This window comes from Streptomyces sp. Je 1-79 (assembly GCF_025195125.1).
Classification (GTDB): Bacteria; Actinomycetota; Actinomycetes; order Streptomycetales; family Streptomycetaceae; genus Streptomyces.
Genome location: NZ_JAMGSL010000007.1, coordinates 18,802 through 36,524, shown reverse-complemented (window position 1 = coordinate 36,524; position 17,723 = coordinate 18,802). Strand labels below are relative to the sequence as shown.

Genomic DNA, 17,723 nt, shown 5'->3' with positions numbered 1-17,723 from the left:
GGGGCAGCCCCTTCGTCATGCCAGGTCCAGGTCGCCCGGGTTCGTCAGGGAGACGCGGAGACCCATCGCGGCGGCACCGCGCAGTCTTCTCGGGGGGACGTCGTGCACGGCCACCTCCAGGTCGCGCGCCTCCCGGAGCGGGGAGAGGTCCAGGTGCCCGTCCGGGTCGCGCAGCGGGTGGTTCACCTCCAGCCGGCGCAGCCCCCGGATCCGGCTCACCACGTCCAGGGCCGCGCTGTCGACCCGCATGGACGACAGCGTCAGGTACTCCAGCGCGCGCAGGTCGGCGAGGGCGCTCAGATCACTCAGGTTGGCGCACGACGCCAGACTCAGGCGGCGGAGCCGGTCGGTGTCCAGCGCGCGCAGCACGTCCAGGCGTGTCAGCAGGGAGTTCGCGGCGAACCACAGCTCCGTGAGCGGGCGCCCCGCGAGATCCTCGCCCAGGTCGGTGGGGGTGAGGTCGCCGACGACGAGCAGCCGGGTCTGCGGAAGGTGCCGTACGTGACGCAGCTGCTCCCTGTCGTGCACGGTGAGGGGCGCGGAGGACGGCAGCAGCGGGAGGACGCCGCGCGCGAACGCCTCCGTGGGAAAGCGCCGCCAGTGCTGGGCCACGGTCACGGCCTGTCCCGCGCGGGCGAAGGCCTCGGCGTAGGGGAGGGCCTCCGGGCCGCCGACCGCGGCGATCAGGTCGACGACCCGGTCCACGCTCGTCGCGGGGAGCCCCTGCGGTGCAGGCAGGAGCGGCAGCAGGAAACGGCCCAGCCGCTTGAAGTGGGCCGCCTGGAGGGGGCTCAGCGGCGGGGTGACCGAGGCGACCGCCGACTGGACCCGGCCGTGCAGGTGTCCGTCCAGCCACGTCGCGTGCTGGGCGCACAGGGCCGCAAGGATGTAGAGACTCGTCTTGAGGTCGCGCTTGCGGGTGGCGGAGCCCGCCGCCAGCAGGCCCTCGATGAGGACGGGCAGGTCACGGCGGGTGCAGTGCCCGGCCGCGAGGAGCAGCACGTCGTGCCACTGCTGGTCATGGGCGTGCCGCAGCAGCTCGGCGACCAGGTCGTCCTCGACGAACTCCTTCGCCGCCAGGAAGTCCTGGAAGGTGCGGTGGGCGAACTGGAAGACGTCGTCCGTCCGCTCCTGGAGCAGGCCGCTGCGGTTGAGCAGGTGGGTGAGGACCTCCTCGGAGCTCCCCTGCTCCTTGACCCGCGGCATTCCCGGCAGGGCACGGTCCAGCTGGTGCAGCGCCTGCTCCCGCGTGAACTCCGTCTGCCCGGCCCGGACCAGCCAGGCCGCGAGCCGCTGGAGGAGTTCCTGGTGCTCCTCGACCGACATCCGCACGCCGTCGGGGGCGTCGACCCGGCGCCGGGCGTCCCGGGCGCCGAGGAGCATCCGCAGGGCCGAGTCGTAGAGGGCCCAGCGCGTCTCGGGCAGGAACCCCTCCCGTAACCGGTGGAGGGCGCAGACGACGGCGCACAGCAGCGGTGTGCGGGCCAGGTCGGCCAGCGTGGGGTTGTGGCGGAACTGCTCGACGAGGTCCCGTTCGAGCGCCGTCAGGTACGCGGCGTCGCCGTCGAGCCGCGCCGCGTCGTGCCACGCGGCGACGAAGTCCTGGATGTCCTGGTCCCGCATGGGCAGCAGGGTCAGTTCCTCGAAGCCTTCGGCGTCCAGCCAGCCCGGCCCCACGGCGAGCGGCCGGACGGTCGCCACGCAGCGGGTGCGGGGATAGCGGGCCAGGAGTCCGGACAGCCAGGCGTGTGCGGCTTCGCGGTCCTCCCGGGACACCTCGTCGAGACCGTCCACGAGCAGGAGAGCCCGGCCCCCGGCGAGGACGCGGCCGGCCCAGCCGTCGGGCGCGGGGTCGACCATCAGCCCGGCGACGCCCGGGAGTTCGCCGGGGGAGGGGAACGCCGACCCGTGGGCCCGGACGGTCCGCAGCGGGACGACGAACGGCACGCGGCCGTTCAGCCTGGCCAGGCCGGGGCCGAGCGTGCCGGCCGCCGCGTGGGCGGCCAGCCACCACACGAGCGTGGTCTTGCCCGCTCCCGCGTCCCCGCGGAGCAGGACACGGGGGCGGACGGCGAGCAGGTCGTCGACTCGCCGCGGTACGGGCGTGGGGCCGTCCTTCTTCGCGGTCGCCTCCAGCGTGAGGTAGGCGGTGTCGAGGTCCCAGGTGGAGGACCGGCGGTCGAGTTCGTCGAGCCCGAAGACCTTGGTCCGGCGGTAGGCGGCGCCGATGGCCTCCCCGTACTCCTGCTCGTAGGGGGAGTCGGCGGAGCTGTGCCGGGTGAGGGCGGTGAGCGCGGGAAAGCCACGGCCGGTGGCCTGGGTGAAGGCGACGAGGAAGTCGGGGTCGGCGGCGATGGCGCTCAGGGGCACGCACTCGACCCGCCGGTGGCCGCGGCCCCGCGGGATCTCCCTGACGATGCCGAGCAGACCGTCGCCCGCGACGACGGGTCCGCCGGAGAGCCCGGCGAGCGGCGAGCTCCCGTCGGCGGGCTCGGCGGCCGCAGGCGCGTCGAGTTCGAGGACCATGGTGCGGCGGACGAGGCCGGCGAGGGGGAGGAGCGTGCCGCGGTACTGGTCGCTCTCCAGCTTCCGGCCTTCCGCGTACCGCTGTACGCGGGGGTAGCCGAGGATCTCGCAGTCGGGCAGCGGCCGGTCGCCCGCGAGCATGCCGACCGTCGCCCGGTACGGGGCGCCGGGAGGGAGGAGGACCAGGCTCTCCGGGGCCTGGAGCAGTGCGGCGTCGAGCCGCGGGTCCGACCAGATCACCTGGCAGAGGACCCGCTCGGCCCGGCCGGGCACGGACACCCAGGCCGTGTACGCGGTCCGCAGCACATGGGCGCAGGTGAGGACGGTGTCCGCGGTGAGCAGGACGCCGCTGCCCTGCCGTCCGTGCTGCTCGGAGTGGACGACGACGGGGAGCCGGACGGAGGGCCGCGGTACGGGGGCCGTCAACGCGCCGGCCCGCCACCGAAGTCGGAGGTGTCGCCGGCGTCCTCGCTGCCGACCAGCCAGGGCCCGTTCGTCCGGGCGTCGCGGGGCCTGAGGGTGAACGAGACGCGGTGGATGTCGCCCCGGGCGCGGGAGGCGTCGGCCCCGGCCTCGACGACCCACGCCTTGACCTTGCCCCCGCCCTTCACCTCCTTGCGGAGCTCGATCGTGAACTCCATCTCGATGTCGCCCACTTCGAAGGCGACGGCCTTCCCGGTGGCGCGGCCGGCGGCCTCGACGAGTTGGTCGCGTACGGATTCGATGGCGTCGGCGAGCTCTATGTCGGTCATGGGCGCGAACGTACCGGGGGAGGGCAGGGGCGGTCAGCTCATGGCTGGATGTCGACGGTGGGCGCGAGGTTCTCGGTGCCGGTGAAGCGGCCGTAGCCCACGACATGGGCGAGTCCGGACAGGGACGCCAAGGGTGTCAGGTCGTACACCTGTCCTTCGTCGCCGTGTACGAGGTTCAGTCGGCGCAGGGCCGGAAAGGTCCGGGCGACGACGTCCAGACGCGCCGTGGTCCGGGCGCACTGCACGTACAGGATCTCGACCCGCGGCAGCCGCAGCGCCTCCGGGGCTTCCGTGACGACCTCCGCGGGCAGCGAGAGGAACGAGAGCCGGTCGAGGCGGGTCATCGCGAGCCAGTCCTCCTCGGCGATCGTCGGCTCGCCGTAGATCGCCAGTCCGGCGAGGGCGGTCAGGCGGGGGAGGAACGTGAGCCTTTCGTCGGTGTGGTCGATCAGGGCCAGGGTCTCCAGCCCGTTCTCGGCGGGGAAGGACTCCAGGGCCCGGGTGAAGGACGCCGGCATCCGCAGGGTGCGTGCCCCGGCGAGCCTGTCGCCCAGCAGGGCCAGTCCCTCGGTGGTGAGACTCGGGCGCAGGTCGAGAGAGGCGGGACGCAGCCCGAGACGTACGACTTCGGCGGCCTGCTCGTCGGAGACGAGCGTGAAGTCGACGAGTTCCGGGTCCAGCCGGGCGATGATCTCCTCCGCGTAGGGAGCCGTCGCGAACCGGGACCACCCCCACATCAGCTGGGAGTGGACGTTGAGACTGCCGTTGCCGACGAACCTGGCGAGGAACGGCACGGCGGCGTCGTCCGCGATGTGGGTCGCCGTGATCACCACGTTCAGGGCGTCGGTGTCGTCCAGGGACTCCGGCCCCGGCAGCAGGTCGAGGACCGCCCGGCCCACCGACGCCAGCTCCCGCGCCTCGGCGAACCCGGACGGCGGGATCACCGCCGCCGTCCGCGCGAGGACCCGGTCCCGGATCTCCGGTGCCACCTCCGTCGCGTGCTCCAGGGCCGTCGCGGCGACCACGAGGATCCGCAGCCGGGTACGGCGGTCCGCCGTCGCGTCGCCCGCGCGCAGCAGCTCGTCGAAGATCTCCGCGCATTCGCGCGGGCGGGCGTGGCCGACCGCCATGCGGACGACGTCCTCCCACTGGTCGTCCGCCGCGTGCCGGATGAGGACGCCGATGTCCCAGCGGTCCACCAGGGCCTTCGCCGCGAGGTAGTCCTGGAAGGTGCGGTGGACGAAGTCGACGGTCTCCTCGGTCGGTTCGCGCAGGAGTCCGCTGCGGTGGAGCAGGTGGGTGAAGACCGCTCCGGGGTCGTACCCGGCCGCCTCCGTGATCGCGGGCACCGCCTCCCGTACGACCGACTCCGCGTGCGAACGGTCCATCGTGGTACGGCCGTTGAGCGTCAGCCAGTACGCGATCCGCTGGATCAGCTGGATCTGCGGGGCCTCGCCCAGCTCGATCCCGTACGGCGTGGTCATGTCCCGTTCGCGGTCGCGGCGGGTGAGGAGCATCGAGAGGGCCGCCTCGTACAGCGCTTTCCGGCCGCGCGGGAGGAAGCCGCGGCGGCCGAGGTGCAGGGCGCAGATCAGGCCGCACATCAGAGGGTTGGTCGCGAGCTGTGCGACGTCGGAGGTGGTCCGCAGCGCGGCCAGGAGGGGCTGTACGTACGGTGTGGCCTCCGGCCCGGCGGCCCGGTGCCAGCGGCGGACGAACGTGGCGACCTCGGCGGCGGACATGGGGGCGAGGGTGAGTTCGGTGAAGCCCTCGCCGGCCAGCCAGTCGTCCCGTACGGCGGTGGGGCGGGAGGTCACCAGCCAGCGGTTGCCGTCGTAGGTGCCGACGAGGTCGCGGAGCCAGCCGCGGGCGCGGTCGCGCTCGGCCTCGGGGATCTCGTCGATCCCGTCGACGAGGATCATGCCGCGCCCGGCGGCGAGGACCCGGTCGGCCCAGCCCTCGGGCGGGGAGAGCGGGCAGCCGATGGCGGAGAGGAAGCGGTCGGGGGCGGGGAGCCGCTCACCGTGACGGGTGAGGGTGCGCAGCGGCAGGACGAAGGGGATCCGGTCGCGGAGGTACGCCATGCCGTCCGCGAGGTCCTCGCGTGCGGCGGAGACGGCCAGCCACTGGACGAGCGTCGTCTTGCCGGAGCCGGCGAGGCCGCGCAGGAGGACCCTGCCGTGGTGGGCGACCACCTGGTCCGCCGGGCCGCCCTGGACGTCGAAGGCGCGGTGCTGCTCGGGGGTCAGCAGGAGGAGGTCCCTCTCGGGGTCGGCGCCCTCGGAGAAGGGGCGGAGGTGGGCGCCCTCCAGACCGCCCCGGCCGCCCCGGCCGTCCCCGGAGCCTCGCCCGTCCCCGGAGCCTCGCCGGCCCTCGGGGTGGAACCCGTCCCCTGAGCCTCGCCCGTCCCCGGAGCGGGACCCGGCCGGGGGCTGCCCCGTGGCGCGCGGCCCCGTCGCCGTTCTCGTCGCCTCCAGCGACAGGTACGCCACGTCCAGCGGCCATCGTTCCGGCGCGTCCCGCAGGTCGACCCCGTAGATGGTGAGGCTGCCGTGCTTCTTCGCCGCGTACGCCCGGTAGCGGCGCTCGAACTCGGCGTCCCGCGCGTCCACCCGGGGCGTACGGCGGATCACCTCGTCGACCTTGGCGGTCAGCTCCGCCTGGCCCCGGGTCTGCTCCACGAGGCTCCTGGCCACGAACGTGGACCGCTTGGTGAAGAACTCCAGGATGTGCAGGCAGGCCCACTCGGTGAGCGAGCCGAGGAAGAGGACGGAGTCCGTCGAGAGGCCGTCCGGGGCCGGGGCCGCCGCGCGCAGCCGCTCGGCGAGGGCGGTGTGGCCGAGGTGGACCGCCTGGACGTCGTCCATGTCGAGGTCGCCGAGGGCGAGGAGCGTCGCGGCCAGGGTGTCGGTCAGCGCCTCGGTCTCGTCGGCGGGGAACGGTGGCTCTCCGGGACCGCTCACGGCGCGCTCGACGAGGGTGGCGGCCAGTTTCCGGACGTCCCGGTCGGTCAGCGTGCGCCGTTCACCCCGGAAGGAGACCAGCCCGGAGAGCCGGATCGGCTTGCGGGCGCCGGTGAGACCGGCCCCGGGAGCGTCTTTGACCAGGAGTTTTCGTAGCAGAGGGCCGATCACCGCCGAGGCGAGGCGGGTGGCGATGAGCGCTGGTTCCACGTACGTCCCCCGAACGTTCCCCGAACAAGATCGTGTCCTGCCAAACCGTAGTGGGGGACGGCCTGTCGAGGGGGCCGGTTGCGTGACCCAGGTCGCATTGGGGGCGGGTGCGCCGTGACAAGGCGCACAGGCGTTTCGAGGGGTACTAACCGGAATAGTGATGTCGTTTGGTGTCGATTCGGGACGTTCAGGGCGCAGTCGTCGGGACTTTGGTCCCGAACGGTGCCGAACCATGGGGGAGACGGCCTATCGGCCCCTTCCGGACTGGTCCGACGTGCGGATAAACCGAATCCCTTGTGCCGCTTTGTCCGATTTCAGTGGGGGGTGTCCCGGGTCGTCAAGACCTGAACTTCACGGGGGATCGCTACGACGCAATGTCGTAGATGGGGGGTTTTACCCCGGATGGGGGGCTGGGTTACCAAGGATGAGCAACAGCCCGCCCGGCGCACCGCTCGCGTCGGGTCCCGCTCTTTCCGGAGGTTTTCCCCCGTATGTCGAAGCGCGTCATGAACCCCGCCGCCCGTATCACCGCCGTCGCTCTCGTTACCGCGGGTCTCGGAGCGTCGCTGGTGGCCGGAGCAGGGTCCGCCTTCGCCGCCGAGGGCAAGGCCGCCACCATCGCGACTGCCGCGACCGGTGCGTCCGCTGCCGTCGCCGCGCAGGCCGATGCCCAGGCCCAGGCCGCCACCAAGGCCGCCGTCGCCAAGCAGGTCGCCGCCAAGCAGGCCGCCGCCAAGGCCGCCGTGGCCAAGGCCGTCAAGGCCGCCCCGGCCGCCGCCAAGAAGGCTCCCTCGTGGGTCAAGCCGGTCGGTGGCTACACGCTGTCCGCCAGCTTCAACCAGGGCGGCGCCATGTGGGCCCACAAGCACTCGGGCCAGGACTTCGCCGTCCCGGTCGGCACCCCGGTCAAGGCCGCCGGCGCCGGCACCGTCGTGAAGGCCGGCCCGAACGGCGGCGGCGACGGCCCCGCGTACGGCAACGCCATCGTCGTCAAGCACGCCAACGGCAAGTACTCGCAGTACGCGCACCTGTCGAAGATCAACGTGCACATCGGCCAGAAGGTCGGCGCCGGTCAGAAGATCGCGCTGTCCGGCAACACCGGCAACTCGTCCGGCCCGCACCTGCACTTCGAGATCCGTACGACCCCGAACTACGGCTCCGCCCTCAACCCGGCCGCGTTCCTGCGCTCGGTGGGCGTCACCCTCTGACCCGTACCACTCCCTACGGCGCGTGATGCGCCTGAGTGAGCAGATCGAGGGCGACCTCCAGGACAGCTTCGTGCTTGTCCTGGAGGTCGCCCTCGACGTTCTGCATGAAGAACGTGCCGGCGTGCAGCGTGAAGATGGCGCTGACGCAGCGGACCCGGTCGGCCATCGCGAAGTCCGGCTCCTGCACCAGCTCCGTCAGTTCGAGCATGCGCTCCTTGAAGGTCAGGCCGATGCTGAGCTCACGCACGGTGGCCTGGTTCTCCTGCATGAACCGGTACAGCGGGGCCGCGTCGAGCAGCGCCCGCTGGTAGCGGCGCAGGGCCTCCTGGCGGGTCTCAAGGGTGCGGGGCTGCGTCTGCGCCCAGGCGATCAGCTCGTCCATGGGGCGGGTGAGGTCCTGGAAGAGCCCGATCAGGATGTCTTCCTTGGTCTTGAAGTGGTAGTACAGCGCCGCCTTCGTGACGTCGAGCCGTTCCGCGATCTCGCGCAGCGAGGTCTTCTCGTACCCCTGCTCGGCGAAGAGTTCGAGAGCAACGTCCTGGATGCGCTGGCGGGTGTTGCCTCTGGCCATGGTCTGCTCGCTCCCACACACTCTTACTTACTTGACGCCCGGCTAGTTACGCGTCTACCGTCCCCCAGTGTAGTAACTAGCCGGGCGGCAAGTAAGTAGCCCGGTCGAGTAACGGGCGACCAGGGGACGGGCAGGACATGACCACCACGACACCACCACCGCAGCAGGCCGGGGAGGCGGAGCAGCCGCGCAGTGTCCGCGTCGTCCTCCTCGCCCTGATGATCGCGATGCTGCTCGCGATGCTCGACAACATGATCATCGGCACCGCCATGCCCACCATCGTCGGCGAGCTCGGCGGCCTGGCGCACCTCTCCTGGGTCGTCACCGCCTACACCCTGGCCACGGCCGCCTCCACCCCGATCTGGGGCAAGCTCGGCGACATGTTCGGCCGCAAGGGCGTCTTCCTCGCCTCGATCGTGATCTTCCTGATCGGTTCGGCGCTCAGCGGCATGGCCCAGGACATGGGCCAGCTCATCGGCTTCCGCGCCGTCCAGGGCCTGGGCGCCGGCGGTCTGATGGTCGGCGTCATGGCGATCATCGGCGACCTGATCCCGCCCCGTGAGCGCGGGAAGTACCAGGGCATGATGGCCGGCGTGATGGCCCTCGCCATGATCGGCGGACCGCTGGTCGGCGGCACCATCACCGACCACTGGGGCTGGCGCTGGTCGTTCTACATCAACCTGCCGCTGGGCGCGGTCGCCCTCGCGATGGTGACCGCCGTGCTCCACCTGCCCAGGAAGGAGCGCGACCGCTCCACCCGGATCGACTTCCTCGGCGCCGCGCTGCTGACCGTCGGCATCACCGCGATCGTGCTGGTCACCACTTGGGGCGGTACGGAGTACGCCTGGGGCTCCGCGACCATCGTCGGCCTCTCGGTCGCCGGTGTCGCCGCGCTCGCCGCGTTCCTCTGGGCCGAGACCCGCGCGAGCGACCCGGTCGTGCCGCTGCACATCTTCCGGAGCCGTAACTTCACCCTCATGTCGGTGATCGGCTTCCTCACCGGCTTCGTGATGTTCGGCGCCGTCCTCTTCCTGCCGCTCTTCCAGCAGTCCGTGCAGGGCGCCTCGGCCACCAACTCCGGTCTGCTGCTCCTGCCGATGCTGCTCTCGATGATGGTCGTCTCGCTGGTCTCCGGCCGGATCACCACCAACAGCGGCAGGTACAAGATCTTCCCGATCATCGGTACGGCACTGATGGTGATCGGCCTGTTCCTGCTCGCGCAGATGGACACCGGCACCTCCCGGCTCACCTCGGGGGTCTACATGGCGCTGCTCGGCGCCGGCATGGGCTTCCTGATGCAGATCACGATGCTCGTCGCGCAGAACAGCGTCGAGATGAAGGACATGGGCGTCGCCTCCTCCGCGACCACCCTCTTCCGCACCCTCGGTTCCTCCTTCGGCGTCGCGATCATGGGCGCGCTCTTCACGAGCCGCGTCCAGGACGAGATGGCGGCGCGCGGCGGCTCGGAGCTGACCCAGCAGTCCGCCCAGCTCGACGCGGCCTCGCTCGCGAAGCTGCCGGAAGCTCTGCGCGAGGCGTACCAGCACGCGGTGGCCGCCGGTACGCACTCCGCCTTCCTGGTGGGCGCGGCGGTCGCGGTCGTCGGCGTCGTCCTCGCCTTCCTGGTCAAGGAGGTCGCACTGCGCGGCGCCGGACCGGAGCCGAAGCCGGAGGGCTCCGACAAGGGCCCGAAGGTCGCCGAGACCGTCTGACCCACGCTCGTACGGGCTCGGACGGGGCTCGTACGGAAGCCCGTACGCAGGAGGGCCCCGGCACACCAGGTGTGCCGGGGCCCTCTCCCGTTTCCGCCCGCTCCCGGGCCGCTGTCTAGTCCGCGAACTTCATGATCGGGAAGCTGCCCGTGTTCGTCGGCGCGTGGTCCGGCAGCCAGAGCACCGCGATCGCGCCGCCCGCCCCCTGCGGTGTGCCCTCGGGCGCCGCGTTGCGGAAGGTCAGCCGGGCACCGAGGACGCGGGCCTGCCCGGCCGCGATCGTCAGCCCGAGCCCGTGCCCCTGCCCCGCCCGGTCGCTCGCGCCGGTACGGAAGCGGCTCGGGCCCTCGCGGAGCAGCGCCTCGGGGAAGCCGGGGCCGTGGTCCCTGACCCGCACCACCCGGCCCTCGACCGTGACCTCGAACGGCGGCTTGCCGTGCTTGGCCGCGTTCGCCAGCAGGTTGATGAGGATCCGCTCAAGACGCCGCGGGTCGGTGCTCACCCAGGACTCGTGGACCACGTGCACGACCGCCTCCGGGTCCAGCGCCCGGACCCGCCGCTCCACGAACTCCCCGAGCGCGATCTCCTGGAGCTCGGCACGCTCCGAGGCGCTGTCGAGCCGGGCGACCTCGAGAACGTCCTCGACCAGCGTCCGCATCGCCTGCGCCCGGTCCCGTACGAGCTCCGTCGGGCGCCCGGGCGGCAGCAGTTCCGCCGCCGTGAGCAGGCCGGTCACCGGGGTGCGCAGCTCGTGGGCGATGTCGGCGGTGACCCGGCGCTCGGCCTCGATCCGCTCCTGAAGGGCGTCGGTGAGGGCGTCCACCGCACGGGCCAGCTCGTCGGTCTCGTCGCGTACGACTCCACCGATCGCGTCCCGTACCCGTACGTCCGTGTTGCCCTGCGCGACCCGGCCCGCCGCCGCGGCGGCCTTCCGCAGCCGGCGGGAGAGCTGGCCGCCGATGAGCACACCGAGCGCGCAGCCGCCGAAGACCACCGAGACCGAGCCGATGATCAGCGCCCGGTCGAGATCCTCCATGATCGTCGCGCTGTTGTCGGCGAACGGGATGTGCAGCGACAGCACGTCTCCGTTGGCCAGCGGCACGGCCGCCCAGACGTCCGGCGGACCGCCGTGACGGTGCTCCTGCACGTACGTACCGCGCCGCTTGTCGCGCATCAGCTGGTCGAGCTGGGGCGGCAGCATCGGGTCGTTGAGCTTGGTGCCGAACCGGGGCTCCTTCGGCTTGGAGCTCTCGTACATCCGCTGGGCGAAGAGGAGCCGCTCCATCTGCACCTCGCGCGCGTTGTCGAGCATCGAGACGCGCGCCGAGTTGTGCACGACCAGGCTGAGCGTGACCGCGATGAGGGCGCCGACGGCGGCGATGGCCACGGCGATCTTCCAGCGGACGCCGGTACGGAGGGCGGGCGGCTTCACCTGCGCACCTGCTTCTCAGGCATCGGGCGCGCTCATCCCTTGAGCTTGTAGCCGAAGCCGCGGACCGTCTCGATCCGGTCCTGGCCGATCTTGGTGCGGAGCCGCTGGACATGGACGTCCACGACCCGGGTGTCGCCACCCCAGCCGTAGTCCCACACCCGCTCCAGGAGCTTGTCCCGCGACAGGACGGTGCCCGGCGCGGACGAGAACTCCAGCAGCAGCCGCATCTCCGTCGGGGTCAGGCCCACCGGCGCACCGCCCTTGCGGACCTCCATGCCCTCGGTGTCGACCTCCAGGTCGCCGAAGACCAGCACGGCGCCGGTCGCCGCCTCGTCCCGCCCCGGGCCACCGGGCGCCGGGCCGCCGGCGTGGCCGAAGCGGCGCAGCACGGCCCGGATCCGGGCCACCAGCACGGAGCCGTCGAAGGGCTTGGTCACGTAGTCGTCGGCCCCGGCCTCCAGGCCGAGGACGACGTCGATGGAGTCGGCGCGCGCGGACAGCATGATCACGGGCACGGTCGACTCGTCACGGATGCGCCTGCACAGGCTCACCCCGTCCATGCCCGGCAGCATCACGTCGAGCAGCGCGATGTCGGGCCGGTCCGCCCGGAACGCCTCAAGGCCCGACAGTCCGTCGGGCATGGCCGTCACCGCGAAGCCGTCCCGCTCCAGTGCGAGCTGGGTGGCCTCGCGGATGACGTCGTCGTCCTCGACGAACAGCACATGGGTCTCGGCCATCGGGCGCCCTTCCACCTTCCGTTCAGCTGCCGCTCGGCTCGGCCGTCGGGGGGCCGTCGATGCCACCGTCGCCGACCGCGCGGCTGTAGTCGTTGTGCACCCAGTCGTGCTGGGAGAACCTGTTTCCCGCCCAGCGGTACGTGATCACGTCCTCGCCCGACGGGTACGCCACCGGGTCGCCCTTGGCGTACACCTGCTTGGTCACGACCAGGTCGCCCCGGTCGATGGTCGCGTACACGGCCGCGTCCTCGGCCATGAAGACGTTCCTGTAACCGTCGCCCACCTCGCGGTACACGTACGTGCCGATGCCGACGGCGTCACCACAGGTCATCACGTTGACGACGACGTCGGGCGAGGTGCCGCCGGTCAGGTTCCCGTAGGACGTGTCCACGGGGTACGCGTCCGCGACGCAGGGCTTGAGATCCGCCTTCAGTCGTTCCCCGATCTTCGGGTCGCCCTTGATCAGCGCGATCGGGTCGACCCGCTCGGCGGGCATCTGCCCGGCGGAGGCGGAGCCGGAGGGGGACGGCGCGGGGGCGGCCGAACCCACCTCGGCGCGGGCCGCGCCCTCGTCCCGGGAGCCCGTACCGCCGGTCGAGCAGGCGCTCAGGAACAGGCCGACGGCGGCGAGCACGGCCACCGCCGTGATGCTCGCCGCCTTGAGGATCCGGCGGTTCGGGCCGCCGGGCCCGTCGTCGCCGTCGTATCTGGCGCCTAGGCCGCGCACCGGTCCTGCCCCCGTTCGTCACGTCGTACGGTCGACCGCTCCAGAGCGCGGGCGTCCTCGACGCCGCGGCTCTCCAGTTCCTGCCGCAGTCGGGCCAGTGCGCGGTGGAGCGTGGACTTCACCGTACCGGTCGACATGCCGAGCGCGGCCGCGGTCTCCTCGGTGCTCATCTGCTCCCAGTGCCGCAGGACGACGACGCTGCGCTGCTTCGGGGCGAGGACCTTGAGGATGTCCATGAGGAGCGCCCGGTCGGCGTGCTGCTCGGTGGCGTCGTCGACGGACGCGTCGGGCAGCTGCTCGGTGGGGACCTCGTCGAGCTTGCGGGCGCGCCACCACTCGGTACGGGTGTTGATCATCACGCGGCGGAGGTAGGCGTCGGCGAGCGACTTGTCGGCGATGCCGTCCCAGCGGCCGTAGGTGCGGACGAGCGCGGTCTGGAGCAGGTCCTGGGCGTCGACGGGGTCGGGCACGAGCCGGCGGGCGCTGCGCAACAGCGCGTCCTGCCGAGTCCGTACGTACTCCTCGAAGTCGAGCACCTCGCCGTGCGGCATCGCGACCGCCTCCATCCCCGTGACCTGCCTGTTTGCCTGACGTCGATGACGCTACGGAGCGCTTGTCACGAGGCTGTGCGAGCCAGCCGTCGGAGTCCGCACGGCTGTCCATCGGTTGTGTAACAGGGGCCTGGGATGGGTATAGGGCGGTGCCCGCGCGTGCGGTGCGGATACGGGCGGGCGCCGTCGGGGCCGGGGGAGCCGCGCCCCGCCCGCACGTCGCGTCGCCCTCAGGACGGGGCAGCCGTGCCGCCCCGCCCGTGCGCCGAGGGTCTTCAGGACTGCGGGAGGCGGTACTCGCCGTTCTCCAGGGGCTCCACCAGGCCGTCCGCGACCAGGCCGTCCAGGGCGCGGGCGCGTTGGACCGGCTCGTCCCAGACCGCGTCCAGTGCGGACTGCGCCACCGGGCCCGGCGCGTCCCGCAGGACGGCGAGCAGCCGGCCTCGCACCTGGCGGTCCGTGCCCGCGTACGTCTGACCGCGCCGCGGCGGTCCGTCGTGGGCCGGCTTCCCCGCCAGGCGCCACGCGCACCGGTCGGCGATCGGGCACCGCCCGCAGTCCTCGTTCTTCGCCGTGCACACCAGCGCGCCCAGCTCCATCGAGGCCGCCGCCCAGCGCGCCGCCGTCCCCTCGTCCTGCGGGAGCAGCTCCCGCGCGAGCCTGCGCTCGGCGGCGGTCGTGGCGTTCGGCGGGTACTGCACACCCGTCGCCGCCCGGGCGAACACCCGGCGGACGTTGGTGTCGAGGACCGGATACCGCTGCCCGTACGCGAACGAGGCCACCGCCGCCGCCGTGTACTCCCCGATCCCGGGCAGCGCCAGCAGCGCCGTGTGCTCGCTCGGCACGTCGCCGCCGTGCCGCTCCGTTATGGCCACGGCCGCGGCGTGCAGCCGCAGCGCACGCCGGGGATAGCCGAGCCGGCCCCAGGCGCGGACGGCGTCGCCGGGGGCGTCGGCGGCCAGGTCGGCGGGGCGCGGCCAGCGCGCGAGCCACTGCTCGTACACCGGCAGGACCCGGACGACCGGGGTCTGCTGGAGCATGAACTCGCTGACCATCACGCCCCACGCCCCCGCCTCGGGGCGGCGCCAGGGCAGGTCGCGGGCGTGCCGGTCGAACCAGGCGAGGACGGGCCCGTGCAGTGCGGCGGGTGCCGGGACGGCCGGGGCTTCGAACACGGGGGTGGAGGCATCGGTGGAAGTCATCGCACCCCCGATCCTGGCACGTCCGGCGCGCGTTCAGTACGCGCCGTGGCGCACGCCCTCGGGGCGCGTGGAGGCGCGCGGGCGCGGTCCGCGCCCCGCGCACCACACCACGACGCCGTTCCGGCTCGATCGCGCCGTGCCCACCAGCGCCGCCACGGGCCGGTTCGCCGCCTTGACGACCAGGAAGGCGACCGCTCCGCCGAGCACCAGACCGACGGTCACGTCGTGCGGGTAGTGGACGCCGACGAAGACCCGGGAGGCGGCCATGAGCAGTGCCATCGGGAGGGTCAGCCAGACGATCCCGCGCCAGGAGAGGGCGAGCGCGATCGCGGCGGCGCCCGCGATCGCGGCGTGGTTGCTGGGGAAGGACCAGTCGCCGATCGGCGGGCACGGCACGAGCGAGGCCGGTGCCCCGGCGACCGCCCGGCACGGACGCTCCTCGTCCACCAGTGACTTGAGCGACTCGCTCACCACGTAACCGAACGCGGTCGCGAGCGGGGCGAGCAGCGCCAGGGCCATCGCACCGTTCGGCGCGTACCGGGCGCGCCACCAGCCGGCGAGGAACAGTACGCCGAAGAGCAGGAGTCCGGCCTCCGTCCAGACCTCGGCGAGCTGCTGGAACCAGTGCGGGGTGGCGTGGGCGAAGTCCGTGACATCGCGATAGAGGTCGTCCGAAAGCGTGTTCATGATCGATGACGCTAACCGGCGGAACGGGCCCCGCGCCCCGGGCGAAGGACCACGGCCACCCCTGACGAAAGTGGGGGATTGCAGGGAGAACGAGAGCCCAGGATGTGATCATCGGCAAAACTTGATGCCTGGGGCGGCGGGTGGGGCGGGAGTTGGGGCCGATCTCTCGTAAGGTTCGTGGCGTGGGATCACTGCGCAATCCGGTCGGGCCGCTTCCCTCCTCCATCTACTGGCGACGGAGGGCGATCGCGCTGTGCCTGATCGCCCTGACGGCGCTGATCGCCGTCTGGGTCGTCACCTCCGGCGGAGGCGGCGGGAAGAAGGCCGACGACTCCTCCAACGGCGCTTCTCCCGCGCCCTCGATCACCCCCGGCCCCTCCGGTTCGGGTCCCGCGATCAGCGAACAGCCGGGCGGGCGTGACGAGTCGGGCGACTCCGGCGAGAACTCCGGTGGCGACGGTGGTGACGGCGGTGACGGCGGCAGCGGTACGGACGCGGGCGGGGACGCCGGCTCCGGCGACGGCGGAGAGAACGGCGGCACGGACGGCGGCGACGGCGGCGCGGGAGCGAGCGCGGGCCAGCAGGTTCCGGCCGATTCCCCGCTTCCGAACTGTGCTCCCGGAGCGGTGCAGTTGACGCTCCGCAGCGCCCAGGTCTCGTACGCGCCGGGCGAGAAGCCGCGCTTCCAGCTCGTCGCCAGGAACACCTCGGCGAACGACTGCAAGGCCGATCTCGGCCCCCGGAACGCGGTTCTGACGATCAGTGACGACCAGGACGACGAGGTCTGGTCCTCCAAGGACTGCCCGCGCCCGGCCGGCGCCGTCCTGTTCCGGGTCCCGGCACGTTCGTCGATCACCCACACCGTGGAGTGGGACCGCGCGCAGAGCGCCCCGCAGTGCGCCACCGCCCCGGCGGGCCCGGTGGGACCGGGCACGTACCTGGTGGAGGCCGCGATGCCGGGCGTGAAGGTCCTTCCGGCCTCCTTCACGCTGGCCAAGGACTGACCGGGTACGCGCCGGGCAAGAGGACTGACGGGTTCACGCCGGACTGACCGGCGGTACGCGGAAGGGGCCGTTTGGGAGTCTCCGTAGGGCCCCTTCTCCGTGTCCGTGGACGCGTCGGTACGCGACCGGCCAGACGTACCGGCTAGACGTACCGCTCCAGGATCGAGGACTCCGCCAGCCGGGACAGGCCCTCGCGGACGCTGCGCGCCCGGGCCTCGCCGACACCGTCGACGGTCTGGAGGTCGTCGACGCTGGCCGCGAGGAGCTTCTGCAGGCCGCCGAAGTGCTCCACGAGCCGCTCGATGATCGCGCCGGGCAGCCGCGGGACCTTGGCGAGGAGCCGGTAGCCGCGCGGGGAGACCGCGGAGTCGAGGGTCTCGGGGGAGCCGCTGTAGCCCAGGGCCCGCGCCACGATGGGCAGTTCGAGGAGCTCGGCGTGGGTGAGCGCGTTGAGCTCGGTGAGCGCCTCGGCGACCGTGCGCGAACGCTTGGCCGTGGGCTCGGGCACGTAGTCGCGGACGACGAGCTCGCGCTCGGGCTCCACGCCCGCGATCAGCTCGTCGAGCTGGAGCGAGAGCAGCCGGCCGTCCGTGCCGAGCTCGACGACGTACTCGGCGATCTCGGTGGCGATCCGGCGGACCATCTCCAGGCGCTGGGCGACGGCGGTGACGTCCCGCACGGTCACCAGGTCCTCGATCTCCAGCGCGGAGAGCGTGCCGGCGACCTCGTCGAGGCGGAGCTTGTACCGCTCCAGGGTCGCGAGCGCCTGGTTGGCGCGGGAGAGGATCGCGGCCGACTCCTCCAGCACGCGGCGCTCGCCGTTCACGTAGATGGCGATGAGCCGCATCGACTGGGAGACGGAGACGACCGGGAAGTTGCACTGCTTGGAGACCCGGTCCGCGGTGCGGTGACGGGTGCCGGTCTCCTCGGTGTGGATGGAGGCGTCCGGCACGAGCTGGACACCGGCCCGGTGGATCTTGGAGATGTCCTTGTCGAGGACGAGTCCGCCGTCGAGCTTGCACAGCTCACGCAGCCGGGTCGCCGTGAACTCCACGTCCAGCACGAAGCCGCCGGTGCACATCGAGTCCACCGTCTTGTCCATGCCGAGCACGATCAGACCGCCGGTGTTGCCCCGCAGAACGCGCTCGAGGCCGTCGCGCAGTGCGGTGCCGGGAGCGACCGCGCTGAGGGCCGCGCGCATCAGCGCTTCGTTCCCGTCCTTGGCTGCCACTGCACTCCTCCGGCTCGTACGGATGGGCGAGACCAGGGCAAAGTCTAGCGACACCGCCCCGCGCCCCTCTGCCGCACGCCGGAGCACACCCCCCGCCACCCGTCGCGCCCCTCCCGTGAGCCCCCCGCTCCCGGCCCGCGACGACCCTCGCCCGGCGCCCGGCTCGCGGCCGGGACGACCCTCGTCCGGGGCCCGGCTCGCGGCCCGGGA

General features: G+C 72.5%; 14 protein-coding genes. 3 read left to right on the top strand and 11 right to left on the bottom strand.

Annotation, left to right across the window (positions count from 1 at the left end; translation table 11 throughout):
- Positions 1 to 15: 15 nt before the first annotated feature.
- Genes M5362_RS15360 through M5362_RS15350 form a run of 3 tightly spaced genes read right to left on the bottom strand, consistent with a single transcriptional unit; the run spans position 16 to position 6,451 of the window.
- The gene (locus M5362_RS15360) at positions 16 to 2,952 is read right to left on the bottom strand and encodes an NACHT domain-containing protein (RefSeq protein ID WP_260228096.1); all 2,937 of its coding nucleotides are present in this window, start codon (positions 2,950 to 2,952) and stop codon (positions 16 to 18) included.
- Positions 2,949 to 3,278: a trypco2 family protein gene (locus tag M5362_RS15355; RefSeq protein WP_260228095.1), complete on the bottom strand. Its 330-nt coding sequence runs from the start codon at positions 3,276 to 3,278 to the stop codon at positions 2,949 to 2,951. The genes M5362_RS15360 and M5362_RS15355 overlap by 4 nt, the downstream gene beginning before the upstream one ends.
- Before the next feature lie 38 nt (positions 3,279 to 3,316).
- Positions 3,317 to 6,451 (bottom strand): NACHT domain-containing NTPase, encoded by a 3,135-nt coding sequence (locus M5362_RS15350; RefSeq protein WP_260228094.1) that lies wholly within the window; start codon positions 6,449 to 6,451, stop codon positions 3,317 to 3,319.
- 491 nt (positions 6,452 to 6,942) lie between these two features.
- Between M5362_RS15350 and M5362_RS15345 the strand changes: the two genes are divergently transcribed.
- Positions 6,943 to 7,659: a M23 family metallopeptidase gene (locus M5362_RS15345; protein ID WP_260228093.1), complete on the top strand. Its 717-nt coding sequence runs from the start codon at positions 6,943 to 6,945 to the stop codon at positions 7,657 to 7,659.
- Between the two features lie 13 nt (positions 7,660 to 7,672).
- Here M5362_RS15345 and M5362_RS15340 read toward each other — a convergent pair whose 3' ends face one another.
- Positions 7,673 to 8,230, bottom strand: coding sequence for a TetR/AcrR family transcriptional regulator (locus M5362_RS15340; RefSeq protein WP_260228092.1), 558 nt, complete (start codon positions 8,228 to 8,230; stop codon positions 7,673 to 7,675).
- A gap of 137 nt (positions 8,231 to 8,367) precedes the next feature.
- Between M5362_RS15340 and M5362_RS15335 the strand changes: the two genes are divergently transcribed.
- Entirely contained in the window at positions 8,368 to 9,942 is a 1,575-nt protein-coding gene (locus M5362_RS15335; protein WP_260228091.1) for an MDR family MFS transporter, read from the top strand.
- A 115-nt stretch (positions 9,943 to 10,057) separates the two neighbouring features.
- Here the strand turns inward: M5362_RS15335 and cseC are convergent, their stop codons facing one another.
- The 6 genes from cseC to M5362_RS15305 all read right to left on the bottom strand — a co-directional run bounded on the left by cseC (position 10,058) and on the right by M5362_RS15305 (position 15,278).
- Positions 10,058 to 11,374, bottom strand: coding sequence for a two-component system sensor histidine kinase CseC (gene cseC / locus M5362_RS15330; protein WP_260228090.1), 1,317 nt, complete (start codon positions 11,372 to 11,374; stop codon positions 10,058 to 10,060).
- Between the two features lie 32 nt (positions 11,375 to 11,406).
- Entirely contained in the window at positions 11,407 to 12,111 is a 705-nt protein-coding gene (gene cseB / locus M5362_RS15325) for a two-component system response regulator CseB (protein ID WP_260228089.1), read from the bottom strand.
- A gap of 22 nt (positions 12,112 to 12,133) precedes the next feature.
- Positions 12,134 to 12,838, bottom strand: coding sequence for a hypothetical protein (locus tag M5362_RS15320; protein WP_260228088.1), 705 nt, complete (start codon positions 12,836 to 12,838; stop codon positions 12,134 to 12,136).
- A complete protein-coding gene (locus tag M5362_RS15315; RefSeq protein ID WP_260228476.1) occupies positions 12,826 to 13,389 on the bottom strand; it encodes a SigE family RNA polymerase sigma factor in 564 nt (187 codons plus the stop codon). Before M5362_RS15315 ends, M5362_RS15320 begins: the two co-directional genes overlap by 13 nt.
- Positions 13,390 to 13,664: 275 nt before the next feature.
- Positions 13,665 to 14,591: an A/G-specific adenine glycosylase gene (locus M5362_RS15310; RefSeq protein ID WP_260228087.1), complete on the bottom strand. Its 927-nt coding sequence runs from the start codon at positions 14,589 to 14,591 to the stop codon at positions 13,665 to 13,667.
- 33 nt (positions 14,592 to 14,624) lie between these two features.
- Positions 14,625 to 15,278 (bottom strand): phosphatase PAP2 family protein, encoded by a 654-nt coding sequence (locus tag M5362_RS15305; protein WP_260228086.1) that lies wholly within the window; start codon positions 15,276 to 15,278, stop codon positions 14,625 to 14,627.
- Between the two features lie 182 nt (positions 15,279 to 15,460).
- Here M5362_RS15305 and M5362_RS15300 point away from each other — a divergent pair, with 182 nt between their 5' ends.
- Positions 15,461 to 16,282, top strand: coding sequence for a hypothetical protein (locus M5362_RS15300; protein ID WP_260228085.1), 822 nt, complete (start codon positions 15,461 to 15,463; stop codon positions 16,280 to 16,282).
- Between the two features lie 142 nt (positions 16,283 to 16,424).
- On the opposite strand, the gene disA is transcribed toward M5362_RS15300, so the two are convergent.
- A complete protein-coding gene (disA, locus tag M5362_RS15295; protein WP_260228475.1) occupies positions 16,425 to 17,483 on the bottom strand; it encodes a DNA integrity scanning diadenylate cyclase DisA in 1,059 nt (352 codons plus the stop codon).
- Positions 17,484 to 17,723: the final 240 nt, after the last annotated feature.